A 22826-nucleotide genomic window follows, 5' to 3' on the forward strand; every position below is an offset into this window, starting at 1 on the left:
AATGTCCGTCGAAATATAGCCTGCCTCTAATTTGGAGCACCCATGTCCCGAATATTGCACTTTGTATTAGCGTTGGCCGTTGTCGCTGCACTCGCTTTACTGGTGAGCCGTGACCGGAAGAATATCCGTTTACGTTTCATTGTTCAGCTGTTGGTCATCGAAGTCTTATTAGCCTATTTCTTCCTGAACTCTTCAATCGGTTTAGGTTTTGTGAAAGGCTTCTCAGACTTGTTTGAGAAATTATTAGGATTCGCTGCGGAAGGGACCGGCTTCGTATTTGGAGGCATGAGCGATAAAGGATTAGCGTTCTTCTTCTTGAAAGTCTTGTGTCCGATCGTGTTTATTTCCGCACTGATCGGTATTTTACAACACATTCGCGTACTGCCTTTCGTCATCCGTATCATCGGTACAGTCTTGTCGAAAATTAATGGCATGGGAAAACTGGAATCTTTCAACGCCATCAGCTCCCTGATTTTGGGTCAGTCAGAAAACTTTATCGCGTATAAAGATATTCTGGGCAAAATGTCTGAAAAACGTATGTACACCATGGCAGCCACAGCTATGTCGACCGTTTCTATGTCGATTGTGGGTGCGTACATGACCATGCTGGAACCGCGCTTCGTTGTTGCTGCGCTGGTGCTCAACATGTTCAGTACCTTCATCGTACTGTCGTTAATTAACCCTTATAAAGTTGATTCAGAAGAAGACCTGCAAATCGGTAACACGCACCAGGGTCAGAGCTTCTTTGAAATGCTGGGTGAATATATCCTGGCCGGTTTCAAAGTCGCGATCATCGTTGCAGCCATGTTGATTGGTTTCATCGCTCTGATTTCCTGCCTGAATGCGCTGTTCGATGTGGTGTTCGGTATCACCTTCCAGGGCGTGCTGGGTTATGTCTTCTATCCATTCGCATGGATGATGGGCGTGCCAAGTCACGAAGCGTTACAGGTCGGCAGCATCATGGCAACCAAACTGGTTTCCAATGAATTCGTTGCGATGCTGGATCTGCAAAAAGTGGCGACCGAACTTTCACCACGCGGCGTGGGGATCTTGTCCGTGTTCCTGGTGTCTTTCGCCAACTTCTCGTCTATCGGTATCGTTGCCGGCGCTATCAAAGGCCTGAACGAACACCAGGGCAACGTAGTTTCACGCTTCGGCCTGAAACTGCTGTACGGCTCAACGCTGGTCAGCGTGTTGTCAGCTTCTATAGCGGGTCTGGTACTGGCGTAGTAAGTAGCAACAGAACGACAAAGAAAGGCGCTCCGGCGCCTTTTTTTATGCCTGCAATTCAGGGAACCGAAAGGGAGATAGCAGAAAACAAAAAACCCGCCGAAGCGGGTTTCTTTAATATTTGGTGGAGATAAGCGGGATCGAACCGCTGACCTCTTGCATGCCATGCAAGCGCTCTCCCAGCTGAGCTATACCCCCACACGAGGTCGTCCACATTGTACTTCTTGTGTTCCCTTTTGAGGAACTCACCCACTCACTCTGGTAAGTAAGTTGGTGGAGATAAGCGGGATCGAACCGCTGACCTCTTGCATGCCATGCAAGCGCTCTCCCAGCTGAGCTATACCCCCAATTCGTGCCCGTAAAAACGGGTGAACGGGGCGCATAATATGAAACGTCGCTAACCCTGTCAACGGCTAAATCCGTTTCTCAATTCAAGCGCTGAAAAAGCCGCCAAATACCCCATTTTGCAGGGAAAAAACCTCTGCCCTCACCGAAATTTTTGGTGTGATGAATTGTTTTACAATTTGCCCGCAAGCCCGCGTGGTGACTAGCTTTATGATCTGCCTATGCATTTTCTTAACATCTATGTCTGAATGATTAATGGAATGTTAGCAGACTATGAAGATCGGCTTGTTTTGAGATAATTCTAAGAATAGACTGCTCGCGCAATAATCATAACTTACTACTTCGAGCAATCTCATGTCCTTGTATTCACCTAAAGAAATCGCATCCATCGCTGTCACGGCAGGCGTTAATAAAAGCCATGCTTCCGTGTTGAATTTGTTAATTTTGGGCTTTCTGGCTGGCGCATTCATCGCCACCGGTTTCCTGCTGGATCTGCACGTAATAGGGACGTTACCTGCATCCTGGGGATCATTCAGTAACTTACTGGGCGCCGCCGTGTTCCCGGTAGGGATTATTCTGACCGTTTTAGCAGGGGGAGAACTGCTGACAGGTAACATGATGACCTTACCTATCGCCTGGTTCGCGCGTCAGATCAGCCTTTACGCTGTTCTGCGCAACTGGTTCTGGGTGACCCTCGCTAACCTGCTGGGAAGCCTGGCCGTGGCCTATTTCTTCGGCCACGTTCTGGGGCTGACCGAAGGCGCTTTCCTGAGCAAAACCGTTGCCACCGCCACCGCAAAAGTGAATGCAGACTTTATGCATGCCTTCATTTCCGGAATTGGCTGCAACTGGCTGGTGTGTCTGGCGATCTGGCTGGCCTTCGCCAGTAAAGAAGTCGGCGGCAAAGTGATCGGGATGTGGTTCCCGGTGATGGCATTCGTGGCTATCGGCTTCCAGCACGTTGTTGCAAACATGTTCATCGTGCCCGCGGCAATCTTTGCCGGTGCATTGAGCTGGTCACAGTACTTCCCGAACTTCGCAGCCGTGTTCCTCGGCAACGCGGTCGGTGGCGCGGGCTTCGTGGGCCTGATGTATTTCCTGGCCTACCGTCCTACCGTTGCAGCACCTGCGACTGAACAACGTTAATTAAGACGTTTTCAGGCAAGCGTTTCACAGAAAGCAAAAAAGCCAGCCGGTTTCCCGCGCTGGCTTTTTTTATCGCTATTTAACAGCGATTACTGCGCTTGTGTTTCACGTTCAGCAATGAAGGCTAACGCCATATCGATACGCGCCAGTACACGGCTCTGACCGATTGCATGAACGGTCACGTCCACGCCCGGAGACTGACCCGCGCCGGTGACAGCAACGCGCAGTGGCATCCCGACTTTACCCATCCCGACTTCCAGCTCATCCGCCGTGCCCTGAATCGCATGGTGAATATTTTCAGCCGTCCAGTCAGTAATGGCAGCCAGTTTCGCGCGAACCACTTCCAGCGGCTGACGTGCAACCGGACGCAAGTGTTTCTTCGCCGCATCGGCATCGAACTCTGCGAAATCTTCGTAGAAGTAACGGCAGGACTCCGCCATTTCTTTCAGAGTTTTGCAACGTTCGCCCAGCAAAGTAACGATTTCGAACAGCTGCGGGCCGTTGCGGGTTTCGATACCGGCCTGCTCCACGTGCCACAGCAGATGGGTCGCCACATAATGCGGATCCATCGTATTGATATAGTGGTGGTTCAGCCATTGCAGTTTTTCTGTGTTGAACGCACTGGCAGATTTGCTGACGTTTTCCAGTGAGAACAGCGCTTTCATTTCGTCACGGCTGAAAATTTCCTGATCGCCATGGGACCAGCCCAGACGCACCAGATAGTTCAGCAGCGCTTCCGGCAGATAACCGTCATCACGGTACTGCATGACGCCAACCGCGCCGTGACGTTTAGACAGTTTTTTACCGTCGTCGCCCAGAATCATAGAAACGTGCGCGTAAACCGGTACCGGTGCGCCCAGCGCTTTCAGGATGTTGATCTGACGCGGAGTGTTGTTGATATGATCTTCGCCACGGATAACGTGAGTGATTTCCATATCCCAGTCATCCACCACCACGCAGAAGTTATAGGTCGGGGAACCGTCGGTACGGCGGATGATCAGATCATCAAGCTCGTCATTGCTGAATTCGATCGGGCCGCGGATCTGGTCATCAAAGATGACCGAACCTTCCTGCGGGTTACGAAAACGCACCACGCAAGGTTCATCAGCGGCGTGATGTTCGTGGCTGTCGCGGCAACGACCGTCATAACGAGGCTTTTCGTTATTGGCCATCTGATGTTCACGCAGCGCTTCCAGACGCTCTTTAGAGCAATAGCATTTATACGCTGTGCCGTTTTCCAGCATTTCATCAATCACCGCGTTATAACGGTCAAAGCGTTTGGTCTGGAAATACGGGCCTTCATCCCAGTCCAGATTCAGCCAGTTCATGCCATCCATAATCGCGTCAATTGCAGCCTGAGTGGAACGTTCGAGATCGGTGTCTTCGATACGCAGCACAAACTCGCCGCCCAGGTTGCGGGCAAAAAGCCAGGAATAAAGCGCGGTACGGGCGCCACCGACGTGCAGATAGCCGGTCGGGCTTGGGGCAAAACGGGTTTTGATTTTCATCTGGGTGCAACCTTAATAACGCAACGCCGTAAAACGTCGCTATCAATTAACAAAAAGTGGCTGACATTCTACCACTCTGCCCTGATTCCTCAACGCTGATACAACGGCAGTAACCTTGTTTAAGGCCATGAATGCGTAAAGAATCGACTACGCGGGCGAGAAACGCGTCAGGTTGACTAAAAATAAGCCGAACGATCATTTTTGTTTTTAAAAAGCGTTGACGTAATTTCAAGTATCCCTATAATGCGACTCCATCACGACGGGGGCGATTAGCTCAGTTGGTAGAGCATCTCCTTTACACGGAGGGGGTCGGCGGTTCGAGCCCGTCATCGCCCACCACTCTTTAAGAGTGCCGCGTTGTGATAAGTAGGAAGAATTGAGAAATGGGCGATTAGCTCAGTTGGTAGAGCATCTCCTTTACACGGAGGGGGTCGGCGGTTCGAGCCCGTCATCGCCCACCATTTCTCAGCACGTTTCTTCTTACATGGGGAAGTACCCAGAAGTGGGCGATTAGCTCAGTTGGTAGAGCATCTCCTTTACACGGAGGGGGTCGGCGGTTCGAGCCCGTCATCGCCCACCACTTCTGCGGGCCGTTAGCTCAGTTGGTAGAGCAGTTGACTTTTAATCAATTGGTCGCTGGTTCGAATCCAGCACGGCCCACCAATTCAGAGAAAAGCGCCTTTAGGCGCTTTTTTCGCATCTGTACTTCGGTAACCCTTTCCCCTCCCCTACTCCAGCTTAAACATCGGCACCACTTTATTGTGCAGCGCCGGGTTATCGCTTTCATCCTTCAGGTTCACGCCCGATAATTTGCGCTGAAACGATTGTTCGAGCAGCCATGCCAGCTTAAAAGCCGCCTGCGGATAGTTCAGTCCTTCCGGGCGCACATTCGAAATACAATTGCGTTCTGATTCCAGCCTTTTGGTGTGCGGCCCCCAGGTCATGTAAATCCCGAGACTGTCCGGTGAAGATAAACCCGGACGTTCTCCAATCAGAATCGCCACCGCTCTGGCTTTCATTGCCTGCGCGATGTCATCGCCCAGCGCGACCCGCGACTGATGTGCCAGCACCACCGGTCCTAATTTCAGCTCAAGGGTACGCAGATACGGCAATAACGCCGCAATCAGCGGCACAGCCTGCCGGTGAACAGCTTTTGATGACAACCCGTCGGCAATCACCAGTACCACGTCGGCGGGCTCCGCCGTCAGCCGCTGCAAAGCCTGACGGCTATTTTCGGACAATCTGCGCCCGAGATCTGGCCGGCACAGATACGTTGCCCTGTCAGGCGCGGCGCTGGCGACAGTCAGGGTTTCCAGTCCCAGTGCAAATAATTCCGGCTCGAGCGACTGGCTGTCGAACGGCTGATGCACCGCGTCCCGCGCCTGTGCGTGAGCCAGACCAAAACGCAGCAGTTCATCCGTCGGCAGACTCGAACCGGTTCGTCCCAGCGCAATACGTGCGGCGGTAAACTGGCGCAATGTCTCCCACGGGTTGTTATGCACCAGCGGCGATAACCCCTGCTCTTTTTCTTTCTTCATCAGCGCAGACCTCAGTTGAGTTGCGGTAACTGGCGCAGTAAAGGATGCGATGCGCGGGTATCCTGCAACGCGCCCTGCGGATCGATTATTTTCATTTTCTCCAGCCAGACGGCAAATTCCGGCGCATGTTTCAGCCCGAGTAATTCGCGGATGTACAGCGCGTCATGGAAAGAGGTGCTCTGATAGTTAAGCATGATGTCATCCGCGCCCGGCACGCCAATCAGGAACGTCAGCCCGGCGGCGCCCAGCAGCGTCAGCAAAGTGTCCATATCGTCCTGATCGGCTTCGGCGTGGTTGGTGTAACACACATCGCAGCCGAGCGGCACGCCCAGCAATTTTCCGCAGAAATGGTCTTCCAGACCGGCGCGGATAATTTGTTTGCCGTCATACAGATATTCCGGCCCGATAAAACCGACCACGGTGTTAATCAGCAACGGGGAAAAATGGCGGGCGATGGCGTAGGCACGCGCCTCGCAGGTTTGCTGATCGACCCCGAAATGCGCATTGGCGGATAAACAGCTACCCTGCCCGGTTTCGAAATACATCACGTTGTCGCCAAGTGTGCCACGTTTCAGGCTGAGCGCCGCCTGCTGGGCTTCTGCCAGCAGCGCCAGATTGATGCCGAAACCGCTGTTCGCCGCTTCCGTTCCCGCTATCGACTGAAAGACCAGATCGACCGGGGCGCCGCGCTCCACCAGTTTGATGGTATTGGTGACGTGCGTCAGCACACAAGACTGCGTGGGAATTTCAAAGCGAGTGATGATGTCATCCAGCATGTAATTGAGATTTTCCAGCAACGGCAAACTGTCACTGGCGGGATTGATACCAATCACCGCGTCGCCGGAGCCGTAAAGCAAACCGTCGAGCATGCTGGCCGCAATGCCCTGCAAATTATCGGTAGGATGATTGGGTTGCAGCCGCACGCTCATGTGACCCGGCAGCCCGATGGTATTGCGGAATTTGGTGATCACCCGGCATTTTTTTGCCACCAGGATCAGGTCCTGATTGCGCATCAGCTTACTGACCGCCGCCGCCATTTCCGGCGTAATGCCCTTTGCCACGGCGGCCAGCGTGAAGCTGTCGGTTTTTTCACTGAGCAGCCAGTCACGGAAATCGCCCACGGTCAGATGGGAAATCGCGGCAAACGCAGTGACGTCGTGCGTATCAATAATCAGCCGGGTGACTTCATCCTCTTCATAAGGCACCAGCAGTTGTTGCAGGAACGTCTTGAGCGGAACCTCCGCCAGCGCCATTTTTGCCGCCATACGCTCTTCCGCGCTGGCGGCCGCCACTTCGGCCAGATAATCCCCCGACCGTGCGGGGGACGCTTTTGCCATCAGTTCGCGTAAATCCGCAAACTGATAGCGGCGGTGGCTCAATGTCGTCTGAAACATAGCACTCCTTAGCAGGCCGGATTATTTGCCATTTTTGGCCGGAACCGGCTGTAGCCCGCGTAATTGCAGATCTTCAGCGGCATCAGCGCGAGCCTGATGGGTCAGGCGGAACCAGGCGTAAGCCAGCAACATCATGGCGGCGAAGATCATAAACAATAAGGTGTTGTAGTAGATCATAGCGATAAGACAGACTACCGCCAGCACCAGCGCCAGTGCTGGCGCAAAAGGATAGAGTGGCGCACGGAACGGACGGATCAGGTTCGGTTCGCTGCGACGCAGTTTGAACAGCGCCGCCATCGAAATGATATACATCACAATCGCGCCAAACACCGACATTGTCACGATATTCGCCGTCAGCGGTTGCCCGCCAATTACAATCAGGGAATCAGAGAAAATCGCTGCAATGCCGACAATACCACCGGCAATAATGCCCAGATGCGGCGTCTGGAAACGCGCATTCACGCTCGACAGGCGTTTAGGCAGATAACCCGCCCGCGCCAGCGCAAAAATCTGCCGTGAATAACCCATGATGATGCCGTGGAATGACGCGATCAGGCCGAACAGCCCCAGCCAGACCAGCATGTGTAACCAGCCACTGTTGCTGCCGACAATCAGTTTCATCGCCTGCGGTAACGGGTCGTTGATGTTCGAAAGTTTGGTCCAGTCGCCCACGCCACCGGCAAACAGCATGACGCCCAGCGCGAGAACGGTCAGGGTCAGGATCCCGCCGATAAACGCTTTCGGAATGGTACGCTGCGGATCCTTGGCTTCTTCTGCGGCCATCGACGCGCCTTCAATTGCCAGAAAGAACCAGATGGCAAAAGGAATGGCGGCGAAAATGCCGGAGAATGCCGCCGGGCTGAAGGTATCGCTGCCCGCCCAGCCGCCGTGTACAAAGTTCGATATCTCAAAACCCGGTGCAACGACGCCCATAAAGACCAGCAATTCGAATATTGCCAGTAACGTCACCAGCAATTCGAAAGTTGCCGCAATGCTGACGCCCAGTATGTTGAGCACCATAAAGACAATGTACGCGCCGACCGCCACCCATTTCGGTTCAATCGCCGGAAACTGCACGTTGAGATAGGCACCAATCGCCATGGCTATCGCGGGCGGCGCAAAAACAAATTCCACCAGCGTGGCAAATCCGGCGACAAAACCGCCCGTCGGGCCGAATGCGCGGTAAGCGTAAGCGAAAGGCCCGCCCGCATGCGGAATCGATGTGGTGAGTTCAGTGAAACTAAAGATAAAGGCGCAATACATGGCGGCAATAACCAGCGCGGTAATAAGAAATCCCAGCGTGCCCGCCTGCGCCCAGCCGTAACTCCAGCCAAAATATTCGCCGGAAATAACCAGTCCGACGGCAATGCCCCAAAGTTTAAAACTGCCAAGCGTACGCTTTAAAACAGGTGTGACTTTCGTGGTTTGCATATGTGATCCCCTGCCCGGTGATAATGCAATTATTGTTCGAAGAGTATTTCAGCTGTTTTGCCCGCAGGGGATATTGCAAAGGCTGTACCACTTAAGAAAGGCAGAGCCGGCGCGGCCTGTAGCCTGGCCACGGGGCGGCTTGCTTCATTTTGGCGCGCCGAAGTAAAGGGATTGCCCGAAACGGTGCGAGGGAAAATGTCATCCACAGACGCTACAATTTGAGCTCAACAAAACGGGAGGTTTCGCGTGACGGAAATGGAACAACAAATTACAACCTGGCTGGCAGAGGAGCCGCTGCACCTGAAAGCACTTTTGCAGGTCAGGGAGCTGGAACTCAATGATGCGTGGCTGGCGGCGGGATTCGTCCGCAATCTGGTCTGGGACCGGCTGCATGGCCACGCGCAAGCCACGCCGCTCAATGACATCGACGTGGTGTATTTCAATCGCGAGGATTGCAGCGCGCAGGCTGACGAACGCTACGAACAGCGTCTGATGAAAGATTCGCCCGAATTACCCTGGTCGGTGAAAAATCAGGCGCGGATGCATGAGCGTCACGGGCACGCGCCCTATTCTTCCAGCGCAGAAGCGATGAGTCATTGGGTGGAAGTGGAAACCGCCATCGGCGCGAGAATTAACGCCGACGGGCAAATTGAACTGATCGCGCCTTTAGGGCTGGAAGCGCTGTTTGCCTTTAGTATCACGCCGAATCCGCGCCACGCCATCCCTTCTGTTTTCGCGCAACGCGTGAATGACAAAGGCTGGCTGGCGTTATGGCCGGAGCTAAGAGTGCAAGAAATGCGTTAACACTGTAAGGAATATGAAAACTCAGTAAAGCCGGGCTGATGGCTGCCGATACCTGTTAAGCACTCTTACGTGCAAAATTTTATGGCAGCACCGTTATGACAACACAGTGAGGTATTATGACTACTATCAGCGCCACCAGCAGTTCGGTGAGCTCGGCGTCCACCAGTGACTCCGGCAGCTCAAGCCAGATTGCTCAGTTAACCAAACAGATTGCGAAGCTGACTGAACAGGTTAAAAACCTGAGCAGCTCAGGCGGCAGCACTGAAGATGTTCAGCAACAACAGGAACTTCTGCAACAACAGATCGAATTGCTGCAACAGCAAATTGCGCAAATCGAACAGCAGCAAGCTCAGAAAGCGCTTCAGCAGCAACAGCAGCAACAAGCTGCCGCTGAAACGAAGAAAGAAGGCGTGAACAAACCGTCCGACACGAACGCCATCGATATCTACGTCTGATCGCAGTAAATATCCAAACAGCCAGCAAGACGTCAGAAGCTGTAAACGCCCTGCTGGCTGCGTTTTTCCCTCAGTAAATCCGCCTGTTCTTTCACGACCTGCCAGATGGCCTGCGCCGCCGGCGAGAGCGACCGGTTTTTGCGTTTCACCAGCATCAGTACGCGGTTAATTTCCGGCACCAGCGGTTTTATGACCAGACGGCTGCCCTCCGGCATCGGCAGCGCCAGTGCGGGCAACACGCTGATTCCAATGCCTGCTTCAACCATCGGGAATAACGTGGCCGGATGACCAATTTCCTGCACGATTTCCGCCTTCACTTTCTGCGCTTTCAGCGCGCCGTCGATGAGTATCCGGCTACCTGATGCGTAGTCCTGCAACACCAGTTTGCAACCGTTAAGCGACGGCCAGCCGACAGCCGTTTGTACGGCAAAAGGATGATCCTCGCGGCACAACAGCAAAAAAGGCTCATGCAAGATCGGCTCACAGTCGAGATCCGTGCTCTCACCAGGGTCGATCACAATGCCGAAATCCACTTCCGCATTTCTCACACTGCTCAGCACCAGCTGCTGCGCCTGGTCGCGCAGCAAAATGCGAATATCGGGATATTGTGCCTGCCCGCTGGCGATACATTGCGGCATCAGTTGCGCGGAAATGGTCTGGCTGGAGGCGATTCTGACGCGGCCATTGTGCTGTGTTCCGAAGCTCCGGGTATCGAGCAGCATTGCGTGCAGTTCATCGAGCAACGGCTCCACCCGCTTTGACAAACTCAGCCCCGCGCTGGTCAGCACAACTTCCCGCGTTGTGCGGTCCAGCAACCGGACGCCCATTTCGGCTTCCAGCTCTTTCATACTGTGGCTGACGGCAGACTGTGAAAGACCGATCGCTTCCCCTGCCCGGCTGAAACTGCCATAGCGCGCTACCGCAACAAAAACCCGAAGCTGCCTGAGAGAGTAATTCATGAATTTTCCACATCAATGGATTAAATAAATCAATTTTTTAATTGTATCGCAAGCGCTCAAAATAGCGGAATTCCATTACGACTTTTCAGAGAATCTGCATGCGCTTCTTACCCGATCGTTTCACCTTAACGCTGATCGCCACCGTTTTACTCGCCACATTCTTTCCTGCCAGCGGGATGTTTGTCGCCTTTTTCAACAATCTGACTATTTTCGCCATCGGCTTGTTGTTCTTTATGCACGGCGCCAAGCTGTCGCGCGCAGCCATTTTTCAGGGCAGCAATAACTGGCGGCTGCATTTGTGGGTGATGTTCAGCACCTTCATTCTGTTCCCGAGCCTCGGCCTGCTGTTCCAGTGGTGGCATCCGGTCGATGTCAGCCCGCAGATTTACAGCGGATTTGTGTATCTGTGTATTTTGCCGGCGACCGTTCAGTCAGCTATCGCATTTACCTCTCTGGCGGGCGGAAACGTCGCGGCGGCGGTGTGCAGCGCGTCGGCGTCCAGCCTGCTGGGGATATTTGTATCGCCGCTGCTGGTCAGTTTGCTGATGCACGTTCAGGGCGAAACCGGTAATGGTCTGGCGCAGGTCGGGCATATCGTTCTGCAACTGCTGGTGCCGTTTATTGCCGGGCATTTGCTGCGTCCGCTGATCGGTGGCTTTGTGGAACGTCACCGTAAGATAATCGGTAAAACCGACCAGACGTCGATCCTTCTGGTGGTGTACTCCGCGTTCAGTGAAGCCGTCACGCAGGGGATCTGGCATCAGGTGGGTCTCGGTTCGCTGCTGTTTATCGTGGTATTCAGTCTGGTGCTGCTGGCCATTATTCTGGTGATCAATACCTACGCCGCACGCTGGCTGGGGTTCAGTAAACCGGATGAAATTACCATTGTGTTCTGCGGTTCCAAAAAGAGCCTGGCGAACGGTATTCCGATGGCCAATATCCTCTTCCCGGTCAGTGCGATTGGCATGATGGTTCTGCCGCTGATGATTTTCCATCAGGTGCAACTGATGACCTGTGCGGTGCTGGCGAAACGCTATCAGAGAAAGCAAAAGGAAGTGGCGCTCAGACAGGCGCAGGTGGCGGAGTAATGGCAAAAATAAAGGCGCTGAAATCAGCGCCTTTAGCATCAGCATGAAACGTTATTATTCGTCCGTACCGCTCAAGCCCGGCCCGTTACGGCGCAGCGGATTAATCAGGCTTTGCAGCCCTTCGCTTTTAATCGCCAACGTCAGTTGCATCAGCTCGCCGAGTTTCCCCTCCGGAAATTCATCTTTGCGGGCGAACCACAGCAGATATTCCTCAGGCAAATCAATCAGCACCCTTCCGGCATATTTGCCAAAAGGCATCACTGTATTGGCGATTTTAATCAGATCTTCTTTTTCCATTTTAGTCGCCCAGCAGGCGGATCATCTCCGCTTCGTCGATGACTTCGATGCCAAGTTCCTGCGCTTTCGCCAGTTTTGATCCCGCCGCTTCACCGGCGATCACCAGATCGGTTTTCTTCGACACGCTGCCGGACACTTTTGCCCCCAGCGCAGTCAGACGATCTTTCGCTTCATCGCGCGACAAAATGGACAGCGATCCTGTCAGCACCACGGTTTTACCGGCAAACGGACTGTCGATTTCTTCCGGCACAATCACCTGCACTTCCGGCCAGTGAATGTTGATTTCGGGGCTTAACAGCTCATCAATCACCTGCTGGTTATGCTCTTCCGACAGGAAATTCACCACGTGTTTCGCGACCACTTCACCGACATCCTGCACGGTTTTCAGCGATTCAATATCTGCAGCCCGCAAGGCTTCCACCGAACCGTAATGCGCTGCCAGATTGGCCGCAGTGGCTTCGCCGACTTCACGAATACCGAGCGCGTAGAGGAATCGCGCCAGCGTAGTTTCTTTGGCTTTTTCCAGCGCATTCACTACATTTTGGGCAGATTTAGGCCCCATGCGATCCAGCCCGGTGAGCTTTCCTGCGGTCAGACGGAACAGATCCGCCGGGTTTTTGACGTACTCTTTTTCCACCAGCTGATCGATAATTTTGTCGCCCATACCGTCAACGTCCAGCGCGCGGCGGGAAACGAAATGCTTCAGCGCCTCTTTGCGCTGCGCGCCACAAATCAGGCCAGCGGTACAACGCGCTACGGCTTCGCCTTCGACACGCTCAACGTCTGAATGACAGACCGGGCAATGCGTCGGAAAAACCACTTCACGGGCATCCTCAGGACGTTCATCCAGCACGACACCCACCACCTGCGGGATAACATCACCGGCACGGCGGACAATCACAGTATCGCCGATACGCAGACCCAGCCGCTCGATTTCATCCGCATTATGCAGTGTGGCGTTACTGACCATCACGCCCGCGACCAGCACCGGCTCCAGACGTGCCACCGGCGTGATCGCGCCGGTACGCCCGACCTGAAACTCCACGTCTTTCACCAGCGTAATCTGTTCCTGCGCCGGGAATTTAAACGCCGTTGCCCAGCGCGGTGCACGCGCCACAAAGCCCAGCGTTTCCTGAATATCCAGGGAATCAATTTTGACCACCACGCCGTCGATATCAAAACCGAGCGACGGGCGATCGGCTTCAACCTGACGGTAAAACGCCAGCACATCATCGCTGCCGGTGCACACACGGACACGGTCGCTGACCGGTAATCCCCAGGCTTTGAATTGTTGCAGGCGTTCATAGTGGCTGCGTGGTAGTTCACCGCCTTCCAGCAGGCCAACACCGTAGCAGAAGAAGGTCAGCGGGCGTTTAGCCGTGATACGCGGATCGAGCTGGCGCAAAGAACCTGCCGCCGCATTACGCGGGTTCGCGAACACTTTCCCGCCGGTGCGCCGTGCTTCTTCATTCATCGCTTCAAAGCCCGGCTGCGGCATAAAGACTTCGCCACGCACTTCCAGACGCTCAGGAATATTGTCACCGTGCAGACGCAGCGGAATGGCGCGGATAGTGCGCACATTGGCCGTGATGTTCTCGCCTGTTGTGCCGTCACCCCGCGTTGCCGCCTGCACCAGTTCGCCATTCTCATACAGCAAACTGACCGCCAGGCCGTCGAGCTTCAGCTCACAGCAGAATGTCAGCGGTTCAGCGGTTTTCAGCCGGTCCTGAACGCGTTTATAAAACGCCAGATAGCTTTCTTCATCGAAAACGTTGTCCAGCGACAGCATCGGCACACGGTGTTTCACCTGCTCGAAAGCAGATAGCGGCGCGGCGCCCACGCGCTGAGTCGGCGAGTCAGTAGTAATCAGCTCAGGATGCGCGGTTTCCAGCTCGCGCAGTTCGCGCATTAAGCGGTCATATTCGGCATCCGGCACTTCCGGGGCATCCAGAACGTGATACTGATATTCGTGATGACGCAGCTGAGTGCGTAAATGATTGATCTGTTCTTCGATAGTGGCCATGACTCACCGTGGAGATAAAAAACCCCCGGCAAGCGGGGGTTAGGGGAATGGGTGTTTCACGAACGCCAGAATCAGGCGGTCGCCTCGAGGACCTCACGGATCCGCGCTTTGTACGTTTCAAGCTTCTGCGGCGTAATCATACGACGCTCATCATCAAGCACCATCGCACCGACATCATCGGCAATACGCTGGGCTGACTGCAGCAGCAATTTGAAGTTCTGATGCGCATCGCCGTAGCAAGGCACCATCATGAACAACGTAACGCCAGGGGTGGAGAAGTCGGACATATTGTCAGGATCAAACGACCCCGGTTTGACCATATTGGCCAGACTGAACAATACCGGACCGCTGCCAGCAGGGCTGACGTGACGATGGAAAATATTCATAGCGCCAAACTGGAAGCCGGACTGAAGCACGCTGTTAAGCAACACTTCTCCGCCAATCACGCCGCCCTGATGCGCTGCAACGTGCAGAACAAGAACGGTTTCTTTCAGTTTAGCTTTCTCTGCCGGCGCTTCTTCAGCAGGCGCAAAAGGCGCTGGCTGAGGTTCTGCTTTCGCCGCCGGTGCGGCCTCGGCATGAATCTCCTGCGGTGGAACCGGCGCGTGCGATTTTACCTCAGGGGCAAAATCAGCGACAGGTTCGCGACGCGTTGCCTCAGGTTCAGCGGCGGAATAGCCACTGAGCAACGGGTCCTCCTGCACAGCATGTTGCTGCGGGCGAACCGGTTGTTGAGGACGGGCAACAGGCGCTGGCTGCGCAGGTGGAACCTGCGGCTGACGTGGCGGTGCAGTCTGTTCCGGCTCGTCGTCATACTGACCGAAAGTCGGTTCATCCTGAGGATAAGCAGGACGCACGCGCACTTCACCCACTCCATCGACAAAATCGTCAGACGGAGATTGCTCCCGTTCTTTTTTCACACGTTTAGCTGGGCGATCACGAAAAAGCGAAGAGCGTTCTTTACGGCTGGTCCACAAACCGTGTAACAACAACGCTATTATGGCGATCGCGCCAACAACGATTAATATCAGACGCAAATCCTGCATCATTGCTATCTCTGTTGTTCTAATTCATTGCCACCACGGCAAACATTCACAATATTAACTCTATTTGCCCACGTAGATAAGTGCAAGTCTCGACTCTACTTTCTGCTAATAAATAGGGTAGTTGCACCTTTTTTTGCTGTTTTTTCAGCCAATCCACCGCTAGCCAGTGGAAAATCATACCGATATGATAGCCCATGTCATTCAACTCAGAGAGAAAATTTCGTTTATGACTTCATCGCAAAGCGCCAGACAGGAAAACGGCGTGCATTATTTCAGACAAGGCTGGGCGCTTATTTCCTTACCCGGCATACGACGTTTTGTGATTTTACCGCTGGCCGTGAACGTTGTCCTGATGGGCGGCGCGTTCTGGTGGCTGTTTACCAAATTGGGAGAGTGGATCCCGGCGATGATGAGTAAAGTCCCGGCCTGGCTCAGCTGGCTGGATTATCTGGTCTGGCCGATCGTCGTGCTTTCGGTGCTGCTGGTGTTCAGCTACTTCTTCAGCACGATTGCTAACTGGATAGCCGCGCCGTTCAGCGGATTACTCGCGGAACAGCTCGAAGCGCGCCTGACCGGCAAACCGCTGCCTGACAGCGGTATCTGGGACATCATGAAAGATCTGCCGCGCATCATGAAACGCGAATGGCAGAAACTGGCGTATTATCTGCCCCGCGCCGTGCTGTTGTTTGCATTGTATTTCATTCCGGTGATTGGCCAGACCATCGCGCCGGTGCTGTGGTTCTTCTTCAGCGCGTGGATGGTGGTGATTCAGTATTGCGACTACCCGTTCGATAACCATAAAGTCAGCTTTGCCGATATGCGCCGCTCGCTCGGCAGCAACAAAATCGACAACATGCAGTTTGGATCGCTGGTCAGCCTGTTCACCATGATTCCGGTGCTGAATCTGGTGATCCTGCCCGTCGCCGTTTGCGGGGCCACTGCCATGTGGTGCGACCGTTACCGCGTGGTGTATGTAAAAAATAATATCGACGTCAATACCACGCGAAAATAGCGGCACAATCCGCACTTCAACTGTATTTTTTCCTCAACAGCCGCCTCCGTGCGGCTGTTTGCTATGCTTGACTTTTTTATCCCAAACTTATTTCTTAATAACGGATCGGTATAGCAAATACCAAAACCTTACTTCACTCGGAAAGCCGTTCGCGTATGCTTTTCTGATTCCCACTAATTTCATAGTGTTGAAAGCTTCACACCGTGAATATTTCATACAGTTAAAGGACGGGTTATGAGCAAGATCTATGAAGACAATTCATTAACAATTGGCCATACGCCACTGGTTCGCCTGAACCGTATCGGTAATGGCCGGATTCTGGCTAAGGTCGAGTCACGTAACCCGAGCTTCAGCGTGAAATGTCGCATCGGCGCGAACATGATTTGGGATGCTGAAAAACGCGGCATTCTGACCAAGGATATCGAACTGGTTGAACCGACCAGCGGGAACACCGGGATTGCGCTGGCGTACGTCGCAGCCGCGCGCGGGTATAAACTCACGCTGACCATGCCGGAAACCATGAGCGTTGAACGCCGTAAGCTGCTGAAAGCGCTGGGTGCAAACTTGGTTCTGACAGAAGGCGCGAAAGGCATGAAAGGCGCGATTGCAAAAGCCGAAGAAATTCAGGCCAGCGATCCGGATCGTTACCTCATCCTTCAGCAGTTCAGCAACCCGGCAAACCCGGCGATCCACGAACAAACCACCGGCCCGGAAATCTGGGAAGATACCGATGGCGCGGTTGACGTGCTGATTGCAGGTGTCGGCACCGGCGGCACTATCACAGGTACTGGCCGTTATCTGAAAAGTAAAAAAAGCAGCGTCACGCTGGTAGCCGTTGAGCCAACCGATTCTCCGGTAATTACTCAAACACTGAATGGCGAAGAAGTAAAACCAGGCCCGCACAAAATTCAGGGTATCGGTGCCGGTTTTATTCCGGGTAACCTGGATCTGGAACTGCTGGATCGCGTCACGCTGATCACTAATGACGAATCAATCCAGATGGCACGTCGCCTGATGGAAGAAGAAGGCATACTGGCGGGGATTTCTTCCGGTGCAGCCGTTGAAGCCGCCGTGAAATTGTCAAAAGAACCGGAATTTGCCGATAAGACTATCGTCGTTATCCTGCCATCCTCCGGCGAACGCTATCTGAGTACCGCATTGTTTGCAGATTTGTTTACGGAAAAAGAATTGCAACAATAATGCCACATCCTTAAAAGCGATTAAAAAAGCACCTTTCGGGGTGCTTTTTTGTGGGCTACGTCAAAGTTTATACCACTCCATCATTGATTTTACGCGCCAGGTTTAGTATTTAACCGGACAATTATTTCGCTGCGTGAAATTAATCGCATCCATGACGCCGCCCGCTGAATCGATTTACCGATTTGTTACATGAGGGAAAAAAACGGCATAATGGCGGAATAACAGGAAAGCTTGGATCTAGGGCAAAGTGTTTTATCGCTGAGTGCGCTATTTTCTCTTTTCTGTTGCATCTGAACCTGCCCCTGAACCATAGTCAGGCGCTAATCTCTACAGGCTAAAGTGAAGCCTATAAGCTAAACTTTAGTCCCACAACATTACTTTAATAAGTTGGGGAAACAACAATGTTCCAGCAAGAAGTTACTATTACCGCTCCTAATGGTCTGCACACTCGCCCTGCTGCACAGTTCGTGAAAGAAGCCAAAGGTTTTGCTTCTGACATCACCGTGACTTCAAACGGTAAAAGCGCCAGTGCTAAAAGCCTGTTCAAACTGCAAACTCTGGGCCTGACCCAAGGTACCGTTGTGACCCTCTCAGCTGAAGGTGAAGACGAGCAAAAAGCCGTTGAACACTTGGTAAAACTGATGGCAGAGCTCGAGTAACAACAGCCGCTCTTATATAGTTTAAACCAGTCAAGAGAAAGGTAGGGTTATGATTTCAGGCATTTTAGTATCTCCCGGTATCGCTTTCGGCAAAGCACTTCTGTTGAAAGAAGATGAAATTGTCATCAACCGGAAAAAAATCTCTCCTGATCAGGTTGATCAGGAAGTTGAACGTTTCCTTGCTGGCCGTGCGAAAGCATCAGCCCAGCTGGAAGTGATCAAGACCAAAGCCGGTGAGACCTTCGGTGAAGAGAAAGAAGCCATCTTCGAAGGCCACATCATGTTGTTGGAAGACGAAGAGCTTGAACAGGAAATCATAGCCCTCATCAAAGACGAGCACGCTTCTGCGGATGCGGCGGCTTACTCTGTCATTGAAGGTCAGGCGAAAGCCCTGGAAGAGCTTGATGATGAATACCTGAAAGAACGTGCGGCTGACGTGCGTGACATCGGTAAACGTCTTCTGCGCAACATTCTCGACATGACCATCGTTGATCTGAGCTCAATCCAGGACGAAGTTATCCTGGTAGCGACCGATCTGACGCCGTCAGAAACCGCGCAGCTGAACCTGAACAAGGTTCTGGGCTTCATTACCGATTTGGGTGGCCGTACTTCTCACACCTCGATCATGGCGCGCTCCCTGGAATTACCTGCAATCGTAGGGACCAGCGACGTGACCAAACAAGTCAAAAATGATGACTATCTGATCCTCGACGCTGTAAACAATAAAATCTATGTGAACCCGACAGCAGACGTTATTGATGAGCTGAAAGCCGTTCAGAACCAGTACATTTCAGAAAAAGACGAACTGACTAAACTGAAAGATTTGCCAGCAATTACGCTGGATGGTCATCAGGTTGAAGTTTGTGCCAACATCGGTACCGTGCGCGACGTCGCCGGTGCAGAGCGCAATGGCGCTGAAGGTGTCGGCCTGTATCGTACAGAATTCCTGTTCATGGACCGTGACAGCCTGCCTACCGAAGAAGAGCAATTCCAGGCGTATAAAGCCGTTGCTGAAGCGATGGGCTCACAGGCAGTTATCGTACGTACCATGGACATCGGCGGTGACAAAGACCTGCCGTACATGAACCTGCCAAAAGAAGAAAACCCGTTCCTGGGCTGGCGTGCAATCCGTATCTGTCTGGACCGTAAAGAAATTCTTCACGACCAGCTGAAAGGGATTCTGCGTGCTTCGGCGTTCGGTAAACTGCGTATCATGTTCCCGATGATCATTTCTGTTGAAGAAGTGCGCGAACTGAAAGCAGAACTGGAAATGCTGAAAGCGCAGCTGCGCGAGAAAGGCCAGGCATTCGATGAAACTATCGAAGTGGGCGTGATGGTTGAAACTCCGGCTGCAGCTGTGATTGCTCATCATCTGGCAAAAGAAGTCGATTTCTTCAGTATTGGTACAAACGATCTTACCCAGTATACTTTGGCAGTGGATCGCGGTAACGAACTGATTTCTCATCTGTACAACCCAATGTCTCCGTCAGTACTTGGTTTAATTAAGCAAGTTATTGACGCATCTCATGCTGCCGGTAAATGGACAGGGATGTGCGGCGAGCTAGCCGGTGACGAACGTGCTACACTTCTTCTATTGGGCATGGGGTTAGATGAGTTCAGCATGAGTGCTATCTCTATCCCACGCATCAAGAAAATTATTCGCAATACAAACTTCGAAGATGTGAAAGCGCTGGCAGATCAGGCCCTGGCCCAACCTACGGCGCAAGAGTTGATGAACCTGGTTAACAAGTTCATTGAAGAAAAAACACTCTGCTAATTGCGCGATGCTGGTATAGCTGCCCAAATTAATGCTTAGGAGAAGATCATGGGTTTGTTCGATAAACTGAAATCATTGGTTTCGGATGATAAAAAAGACGTTGGCATCATTGAAATCGTGGCGCCGCTGTCTGGTGAAATTGTCAACATAGAAGACGTGCCTGACGTTGTTTTCGCTGAGAAAATCGTAGGCGACGGTATTGCTATCAAACCTGCGGGCAACAAAATGGTTGCTCCGGTTGACGGGACTATCGGTAAAATCTTCGAAACTAACCATGCTTTCTCAATCGAATCCGACAGTGGCATTGAACTGTTTGTTCACTTCGGTATCGACACCGTTGAACTGAAAGGCGAAGGCTTCAAACGTATCGCCGAAGAAGGTCAGCGCGTCAAGAAAGGCGATTTGGTAATCGAATTTGATCTGGCCCTGCTGGAAGAGAAAGCGAAGTCTACACTGACTCCGGTTGTTATCTCTAACATGGACGAGATCAAAGAGCTGATTAAACTGACGGGTAGCGTGACTGTGGGCGAAACCCCAATCATCCGCATCAAGAAGTAATTCGCTCAGCGAGAAGTTAAAAACGGCGCCTAATCAGCGCCGTTTTTTATTGCCTGTTACTAACTGAATCTCTGCGGCTCGAATTATTAAGCGGATTTCCAGTGCGGCACCATCAGGCTGATCACCAGCCCGTGAGGTTGCGCATTACGGGCATCCACTTTGCCATCATGTGCCAGCATCACTTTGCGGGTAATCGCCAGCCCCAGGCCGTAACCTTTGCCAGACAGCGGTGATTTCACGCGTACGAACGGGTCAAAGATACTCGACAGCTTATCCTCTTCCACGCCCGGCCCCTGATCTGCCACTTCAATCTGTAAATACTCTTCAACCTGTGCAAGAGAAACGCCGATGGTCTGCCCGCGCGCGGAAAAACGCAGGGCATTACGCACCACATTATCGACCGCGCGCCGCATCAGCTCAGCATTGCCCTTCACGGTATAATCCATTTCATCCGGAACTTCCGGGTGCATCGTGATATTCACGCCCGGCAATTGTGCTTCGTAACGGGCATCATTGACGACCGCTTCCACCAGCCCGTACATATCAAAATACTCTTCGTCCGGGATTTCGCTGTTTTCCGTTCGCGACAGCGCAAGCAGTTCGCCAATCATCTTATCCAGACGCCCCGCTTCGTGCTCAATACGGCTGAGAGAGGTTTCAACGTTAGACGGGTTTTGCCGCGCCAGACCAATGGCCAGTTGCAAACGGGCCAGAGGAGAACGCAGTTCATGCGAAACGTCGTGCAACAGCTCTTCACGCGCTTTAACCAGCACCTGCAGGCGTTCTGCCATCGAGTCGAAATCACGCGCCACCTCGGACAACTCATCGTGCCGTTTGCCCATACTGGAAAACAGACGCACCGATAAATCGCCCTGTGCAACCCGCCCGAACGCTTTACGCATTTGCAACATCGGCCTTGTCAGATTCCAGGCCAGAACCGCACTGAATAACAGACCGCCTAACCCGCCCAGCCAGAGCAACGGCGGCGGCATGTTTAGCAATTCCCGGTGTCTTCTTGGCCGGTACTCGTCCATCAGCCCGGCGACGTCGTAACGAAGCCTGTAACCTTGACCGTCCGGCCCTTGCACGAACTCCACCACTTCATGTGGTATCTTACCCGGCTCCAGATCCTGTATCGTGCTGCCTTGCGCAGGAAGCAGTGAAGGCGTTACCGAGAAGAATTGACGATCATCTTCCGGCCAGTCGGCCATCATGGCATTTAGCGCGGGCAGGCCCCCGGAATGGAGCGTGGAAACTGCCGAGGTAATCTGTAGCTTTACAAAGCGCCGGGCAATGCCACTTTCCGGCGGTTCATGCGGATTATAGAAAGCAAAAACCACCCAGAGCCCCTGAGTGATTGCCACGAAGGTAAACCAGAATCCCAGGAGGATTTTCCAGAACAACCTTCCGCGCAGACGTTTAGCGGATTCGATAGCCAATGCTTCGCACCGTTTCAATAGTCAGAATATCGCCACCTTCCAGTGACCCCAGTTTCTGACGGATGTTACTGATGTGCACATCAATACTGCGGTCGTAAGCTTCACGCGGACGCCCTAAACCTTTTTCCGACAGCTCATCTTTTGACACCACGCGTTCAGGCGAACGCAGCAGCAGTTCCAGCAGATTGAATTCTGAAGCCGTCAGGTCAAACGGAACACCGCGCCATTCGCTGCTGCGGGTCGCCGGATTCAGCGTCAGGTCGCCGTAGTTAACCGATGAGGAATCAGAATGCGACTCCTGCTGCTCTTCAACACGACGCAGCACCGCACGCAGGCGCGCCACCAGTTCACGCGGATAGCACGGTTTTGGCATATAATCGTCAGCGCCCATTTCCAGGCCGATCACGCGGTCAATATTGTCGCCTTTGGCCGTCAGCATGATAATCGGCAGACGGCTGTTTTTGCGCACCTGACGCAGTACATCAATACCACTCATATCCGGCAGCATAATGTCGAGGATCATTGCGGTATATTCGCCAGACATCGCGCCTTCCACGCCCGCTTTACCGGTCAGCACCAGAGAGGCGTCAAAACCTTCTGCGATCAGGTATTCACTGAGCATGGTGCCTAATTCAAGATCGTCATCGACTAACAAAATTTTCATTCTTTATTTCCGCCTGGCTAAAATTTTGGTCATTTTTACCACTAAGCCTGCATTACGCAGCCGCTTTTACTCTTTTTTTACACAGTCTCTGACAGAATTTCATCCCGCAGAAACCCGAGTGTAAGGAATAAAGGTAACGTGTTTTACGCTATCACTATTATAGAAGATTAAAATCAATCTGTTAGCGTTTAACAGAAAGCAAAAGGCAGGCGCAAAGGCCTGCCTGTTAAATGTGACCACGCTTTACGTCAGG

Annotated in this window: 20 protein-coding genes and 6 tRNA genes; 14 read left to right on the top strand and 12 right to left on the bottom strand. The window is 52.9% G+C overall.

The genetic code is table 11. From position 1 onward, the window contains the following. The first annotated feature begins 42 nt into the window (after window positions 1-42). A complete protein-coding gene (locus tag J1782_RS22180; RefSeq protein WP_152324500.1) occupies window positions 43-1230 on the top strand; it encodes a NupC/NupG family nucleoside CNT transporter in 1188 nt (395 codons plus the stop codon). A gap of 122 nt (window positions 1231-1352) precedes the next feature. Here the strand turns inward: J1782_RS22180 and J1782_RS22185 are convergent. Both J1782_RS22185 and J1782_RS22190 read right to left on the bottom strand, forming a co-directional pair. Beyond that, window positions 1353-1428, bottom strand: a tRNA-Ala gene (locus tag J1782_RS22185). Window positions 1429-1501: 73 nt separating this feature from the next. Next, window positions 1502-1577: transfer RNA gene (locus J1782_RS22190), tRNA-Ala, on the bottom strand. A 352-nt stretch (window positions 1578-1929) separates the two neighbouring features. Here J1782_RS22190 and J1782_RS22195 point away from each other — a divergent pair. Further along, entirely contained in the window at window positions 1930-2721 is a 792-nt protein-coding gene (locus J1782_RS22195; protein ID WP_165058420.1) for a formate/nitrite transporter family protein, read from the top strand. An 89-nt stretch (window positions 2722-2810) separates the two neighbouring features. On the opposite strand, the gene gltX is transcribed toward J1782_RS22195, so the two are convergent. Beyond that, window positions 2811-4229, bottom strand: coding sequence for a glutamate--tRNA ligase (gene gltX / locus J1782_RS22200; RefSeq protein ID WP_152324502.1), 1419 nt, complete (start codon window positions 4227-4229; stop codon window positions 2811-2813). Between the two features lie 263 nt (window positions 4230-4492). Between gltX and J1782_RS22205 the strand changes: the two genes are divergently transcribed. The 4 genes from J1782_RS22205 (at window position 4493) to J1782_RS22220 (ending at window position 4892) form a co-directional block, all read left to right on the top strand. Further along, window positions 4493-4568, top strand: a tRNA-Val gene (locus J1782_RS22205). 46 nt (window positions 4569-4614) lie between these two features. Next, window positions 4615-4690: transfer RNA gene (locus J1782_RS22210), tRNA-Val, on the top strand. Window positions 4691-4733: 43 nt separating this feature from the next. Beyond that, window positions 4734-4809 (top strand) — tRNA-Val (locus J1782_RS22215). Between the two features lie 7 nt (window positions 4810-4816). Next, window positions 4817-4892 (top strand) — tRNA-Lys (locus tag J1782_RS22220). 65 nt (window positions 4893-4957) lie between these two features. Here the strand turns inward: J1782_RS22220 and eutC are convergent. The 3 genes from eutC to eat are packed head-to-tail and all read right to left on the bottom strand — an operon-like array spanning window position 4958 to window position 8592. Then, window positions 4958-5767, bottom strand: a complete 810-nt coding sequence (gene eutC / locus J1782_RS22225; RefSeq protein ID WP_165058424.1) for an ethanolamine ammonia-lyase subunit EutC — start codon at window positions 5765-5767, stop codon at window positions 4958-4960. 11 nt (window positions 5768-5778) lie between these two features. Beyond that, on the bottom strand, window positions 5779-7161 hold the full coding sequence (locus J1782_RS22230; RefSeq protein ID WP_165058425.1) for an ethanolamine ammonia-lyase subunit EutB: 1383 nt from the start codon (window positions 7159-7161) through the stop codon (window positions 5779-5781). Window positions 7162-7182: 21 nt separating this feature from the next. After that, window positions 7183-8592 (bottom strand): ethanolamine permease, encoded by a 1410-nt coding sequence (gene eat, locus J1782_RS22235; protein WP_152324505.1) that lies wholly within the window; start codon window positions 8590-8592, stop codon window positions 7183-7185. 255 nt (window positions 8593-8847) lie between these two features. Here eat and J1782_RS22240 point away from each other — a divergent pair, with 255 nt between their 5' ends. Then, on the top strand, window positions 8848-9396 hold the full coding sequence (locus J1782_RS22240) for a nucleotidyltransferase family protein (protein ID WP_217153924.1): 549 nt from the start codon (window positions 8848-8850) through the stop codon (window positions 9394-9396). 116 nt (window positions 9397-9512) lie between these two features. After that, a complete protein-coding gene (locus J1782_RS22245; protein WP_152324507.1) occupies window positions 9513-9851 on the top strand; it encodes a FlxA-like family protein in 339 nt (112 codons plus the stop codon). Between the two features lie 32 nt (window positions 9852-9883). Here J1782_RS22245 and J1782_RS22250 read toward each other — a convergent pair whose 3' ends face one another. Next, window positions 9884-10810 carry a LysR family transcriptional regulator gene (locus tag J1782_RS22250; protein WP_217153915.1) on the bottom strand — a complete coding sequence of 309 codons (927 nt, stop codon included), beginning with the start codon at window positions 10808-10810 and terminating at the stop codon, window positions 9884-9886. Window positions 10811-10908: 98 nt separating this feature from the next. Between J1782_RS22250 and J1782_RS22255 the strand changes: the two genes are divergently transcribed. Continuing rightward, window positions 10909-11898, top strand: coding sequence for a bile acid:sodium symporter family protein (locus tag J1782_RS22255; RefSeq protein ID WP_217153916.1), 990 nt, complete (start codon window positions 10909-10911; stop codon window positions 11896-11898). A 54-nt stretch (window positions 11899-11952) separates the two neighbouring features. Here the strand turns inward: J1782_RS22255 and J1782_RS22260 are convergent, their stop codons facing one another. From J1782_RS22260 to zipA, 3 genes are all read right to left on the bottom strand, one after another. Next, window positions 11953-12195: a DUF3820 family protein gene (locus J1782_RS22260; protein WP_217153917.1), complete on the bottom strand. Its 243-nt coding sequence runs from the start codon at window positions 12193-12195 to the stop codon at window positions 11953-11955. Window position 12196: 1 nt separating this feature from the next. Further along, complete coding sequence (ligA, locus tag J1782_RS22265; RefSeq protein WP_217153918.1) at window positions 12197-14218, bottom strand: NAD-dependent DNA ligase LigA; 2022 nt, start codon at window positions 14216-14218, stop codon at window positions 12197-12199. Window positions 14219-14289: 71 nt separating this feature from the next. Next, the gene (gene zipA / locus J1782_RS22270; protein ID WP_152324512.1) at window positions 14290-15267 is read right to left on the bottom strand and encodes a cell division protein ZipA; all 978 of its coding nucleotides are present in this window, start codon (window positions 15265-15267) and stop codon (window positions 14290-14292) included. Window positions 15268-15490: 223 nt separating this feature from the next. On the opposite strand from zipA, the gene cysZ reads away from it, so the two are divergent. The 5 genes from cysZ to crr all read left to right on the top strand — a co-directional run bounded on the left by cysZ (window position 15491) and on the right by crr (window position 20470). Beyond that, on the top strand, window positions 15491-16276 hold the full coding sequence (gene cysZ / locus J1782_RS22275) for a sulfate transporter CysZ (protein ID WP_217153919.1): 786 nt from the start codon (window positions 15491-15493) through the stop codon (window positions 16274-16276). Window positions 16277-16510: 234 nt separating this feature from the next. Beyond that, window positions 16511-17476, top strand: coding sequence for a cysteine synthase A (gene cysK / locus J1782_RS22280; RefSeq protein ID WP_152324514.1), 966 nt, complete (start codon window positions 16511-16513; stop codon window positions 17474-17476). Between the two features lie 401 nt (window positions 17477-17877). After that, window positions 17878-18135 (top strand): phosphocarrier protein Hpr, encoded by a 258-nt coding sequence (ptsH, locus tag J1782_RS22285; protein WP_013574433.1) that lies wholly within the window; start codon window positions 17878-17880, stop codon window positions 18133-18135. 49 nt (window positions 18136-18184) lie between these two features. Further along, the gene (gene ptsI, locus J1782_RS22290) at window positions 18185-19912 is read left to right on the top strand and encodes a phosphoenolpyruvate-protein phosphotransferase PtsI (RefSeq protein WP_217153920.1); all 1728 of its coding nucleotides are present in this window, start codon (window positions 18185-18187) and stop codon (window positions 19910-19912) included. 48 nt (window positions 19913-19960) lie between these two features. After that, the gene (crr, locus tag J1782_RS22295) at window positions 19961-20470 is read left to right on the top strand and encodes a PTS glucose transporter subunit IIA (RefSeq protein WP_152324516.1); all 510 of its coding nucleotides are present in this window, start codon (window positions 19961-19963) and stop codon (window positions 20468-20470) included. 86 nt (window positions 20471-20556) lie between these two features. Here the strand turns inward: crr and J1782_RS22300 are convergent, their stop codons facing one another. Then, window positions 20557-21909, bottom strand: a complete 1353-nt coding sequence (locus J1782_RS22300; RefSeq protein ID WP_152324517.1) for an ATP-binding protein — start codon at window positions 21907-21909, stop codon at window positions 20557-20559. After that, window positions 21890-22573, bottom strand: a complete 684-nt coding sequence (locus tag J1782_RS22305; RefSeq protein WP_101076260.1) for a response regulator transcription factor — start codon at window positions 22571-22573, stop codon at window positions 21890-21892. The genes J1782_RS22300 and J1782_RS22305 overlap by 20 nt, the downstream gene beginning before the upstream one ends. Between the last annotated feature and the right edge of the window lie 253 nt (window positions 22574-22826).

The organism is Rahnella sp. BCC 1045 (genome assembly GCF_019049615.1).
In the GTDB taxonomy this organism is placed as follows: domain Bacteria; phylum Pseudomonadota; class Gammaproteobacteria; order Enterobacterales; family Enterobacteriaceae; genus Rahnella; species Rahnella contaminans.

Excerpts from the sequence above, each read along its gene's own strand:
- J1782_RS22180 (WP_152324500.1), top strand. The coding sequence starts at position 43 with ATGTCCCGAATATTGCACTTTGTATTAGCGTTGGCCGTTGTCGCTGCA.
- J1782_RS22195 (WP_165058420.1), top strand. The coding sequence starts at position 1,930 with ATGTCCTTGTATTCACCTAAAGAAATCGCATCCATCGCTGTCACGGCA.
- gltX (WP_152324502.1), bottom strand. The coding sequence starts at position 4,229 with ATGAAAATCAAAACCCGTTTTGCCCCAAGCCCGACCGGCTATCTGCAC.
- eutC (WP_165058424.1), bottom strand. The coding sequence starts at position 5,767 with ATGAAGAAAGAAAAAGAGCAGGGGTTATCGCCGCTGGTGCATAACAAC.
- J1782_RS22230 (WP_165058425.1), bottom strand. The coding sequence starts at position 7,161 with ATGTTTCAGACGACATTGAGCCACCGCCGCTATCAGTTTGCGGATTTA.
- eat (WP_152324505.1), bottom strand. The coding sequence starts at position 8,592 with ATGCAAACCACGAAAGTCACACCTGTTTTAAAGCGTACGCTTGGCAGT.
- J1782_RS22240 (WP_217153924.1), top strand. The coding sequence starts at position 8,848 with ATGGAACAACAAATTACAACCTGGCTGGCAGAGGAGCCGCTGCACCTG.
- J1782_RS22245 (WP_152324507.1), top strand. The coding sequence starts at position 9,513 with ATGACTACTATCAGCGCCACCAGCAGTTCGGTGAGCTCGGCGTCCACC.
- J1782_RS22250 (WP_217153915.1), bottom strand. The coding sequence starts at position 10,810 with ATGAATTACTCTCTCAGGCAGCTTCGGGTTTTTGTTGCGGTAGCGCGC.
- J1782_RS22255 (WP_217153916.1), top strand. The coding sequence starts at position 10,909 with ATGCGCTTCTTACCCGATCGTTTCACCTTAACGCTGATCGCCACCGTT.
- J1782_RS22260 (WP_217153917.1), bottom strand. The coding sequence starts at position 12,195 with ATGGAAAAAGAAGATCTGATTAAAATCGCCAATACAGTGATGCCTTTT.
- ligA (WP_217153918.1), bottom strand. The coding sequence starts at position 14,218 with ATGGCCACTATCGAAGAACAGATCAATCATTTACGCACTCAGCTGCGT.
- zipA (WP_152324512.1), bottom strand. The coding sequence starts at position 15,267 with ATGATGCAGGATTTGCGTCTGATATTAATCGTTGTTGGCGCGATCGCC.
- cysZ (WP_217153919.1), top strand. The coding sequence starts at position 15,491 with ATGACTTCATCGCAAAGCGCCAGACAGGAAAACGGCGTGCATTATTTC.
- cysK (WP_152324514.1), top strand. The coding sequence starts at position 16,511 with ATGAGCAAGATCTATGAAGACAATTCATTAACAATTGGCCATACGCCA.
- ptsH (WP_013574433.1), top strand. The coding sequence starts at position 17,878 with ATGTTCCAGCAAGAAGTTACTATTACCGCTCCTAATGGTCTGCACACT.
- ptsI (WP_217153920.1), top strand. The coding sequence starts at position 18,185 with ATGATTTCAGGCATTTTAGTATCTCCCGGTATCGCTTTCGGCAAAGCA.
- crr (WP_152324516.1), top strand. The coding sequence starts at position 19,961 with ATGGGTTTGTTCGATAAACTGAAATCATTGGTTTCGGATGATAAAAAA.
- J1782_RS22305 (WP_101076260.1), bottom strand. The coding sequence starts at position 22,573 with ATGAAAATTTTGTTAGTCGATGACGATCTTGAATTAGGCACCATGCTC.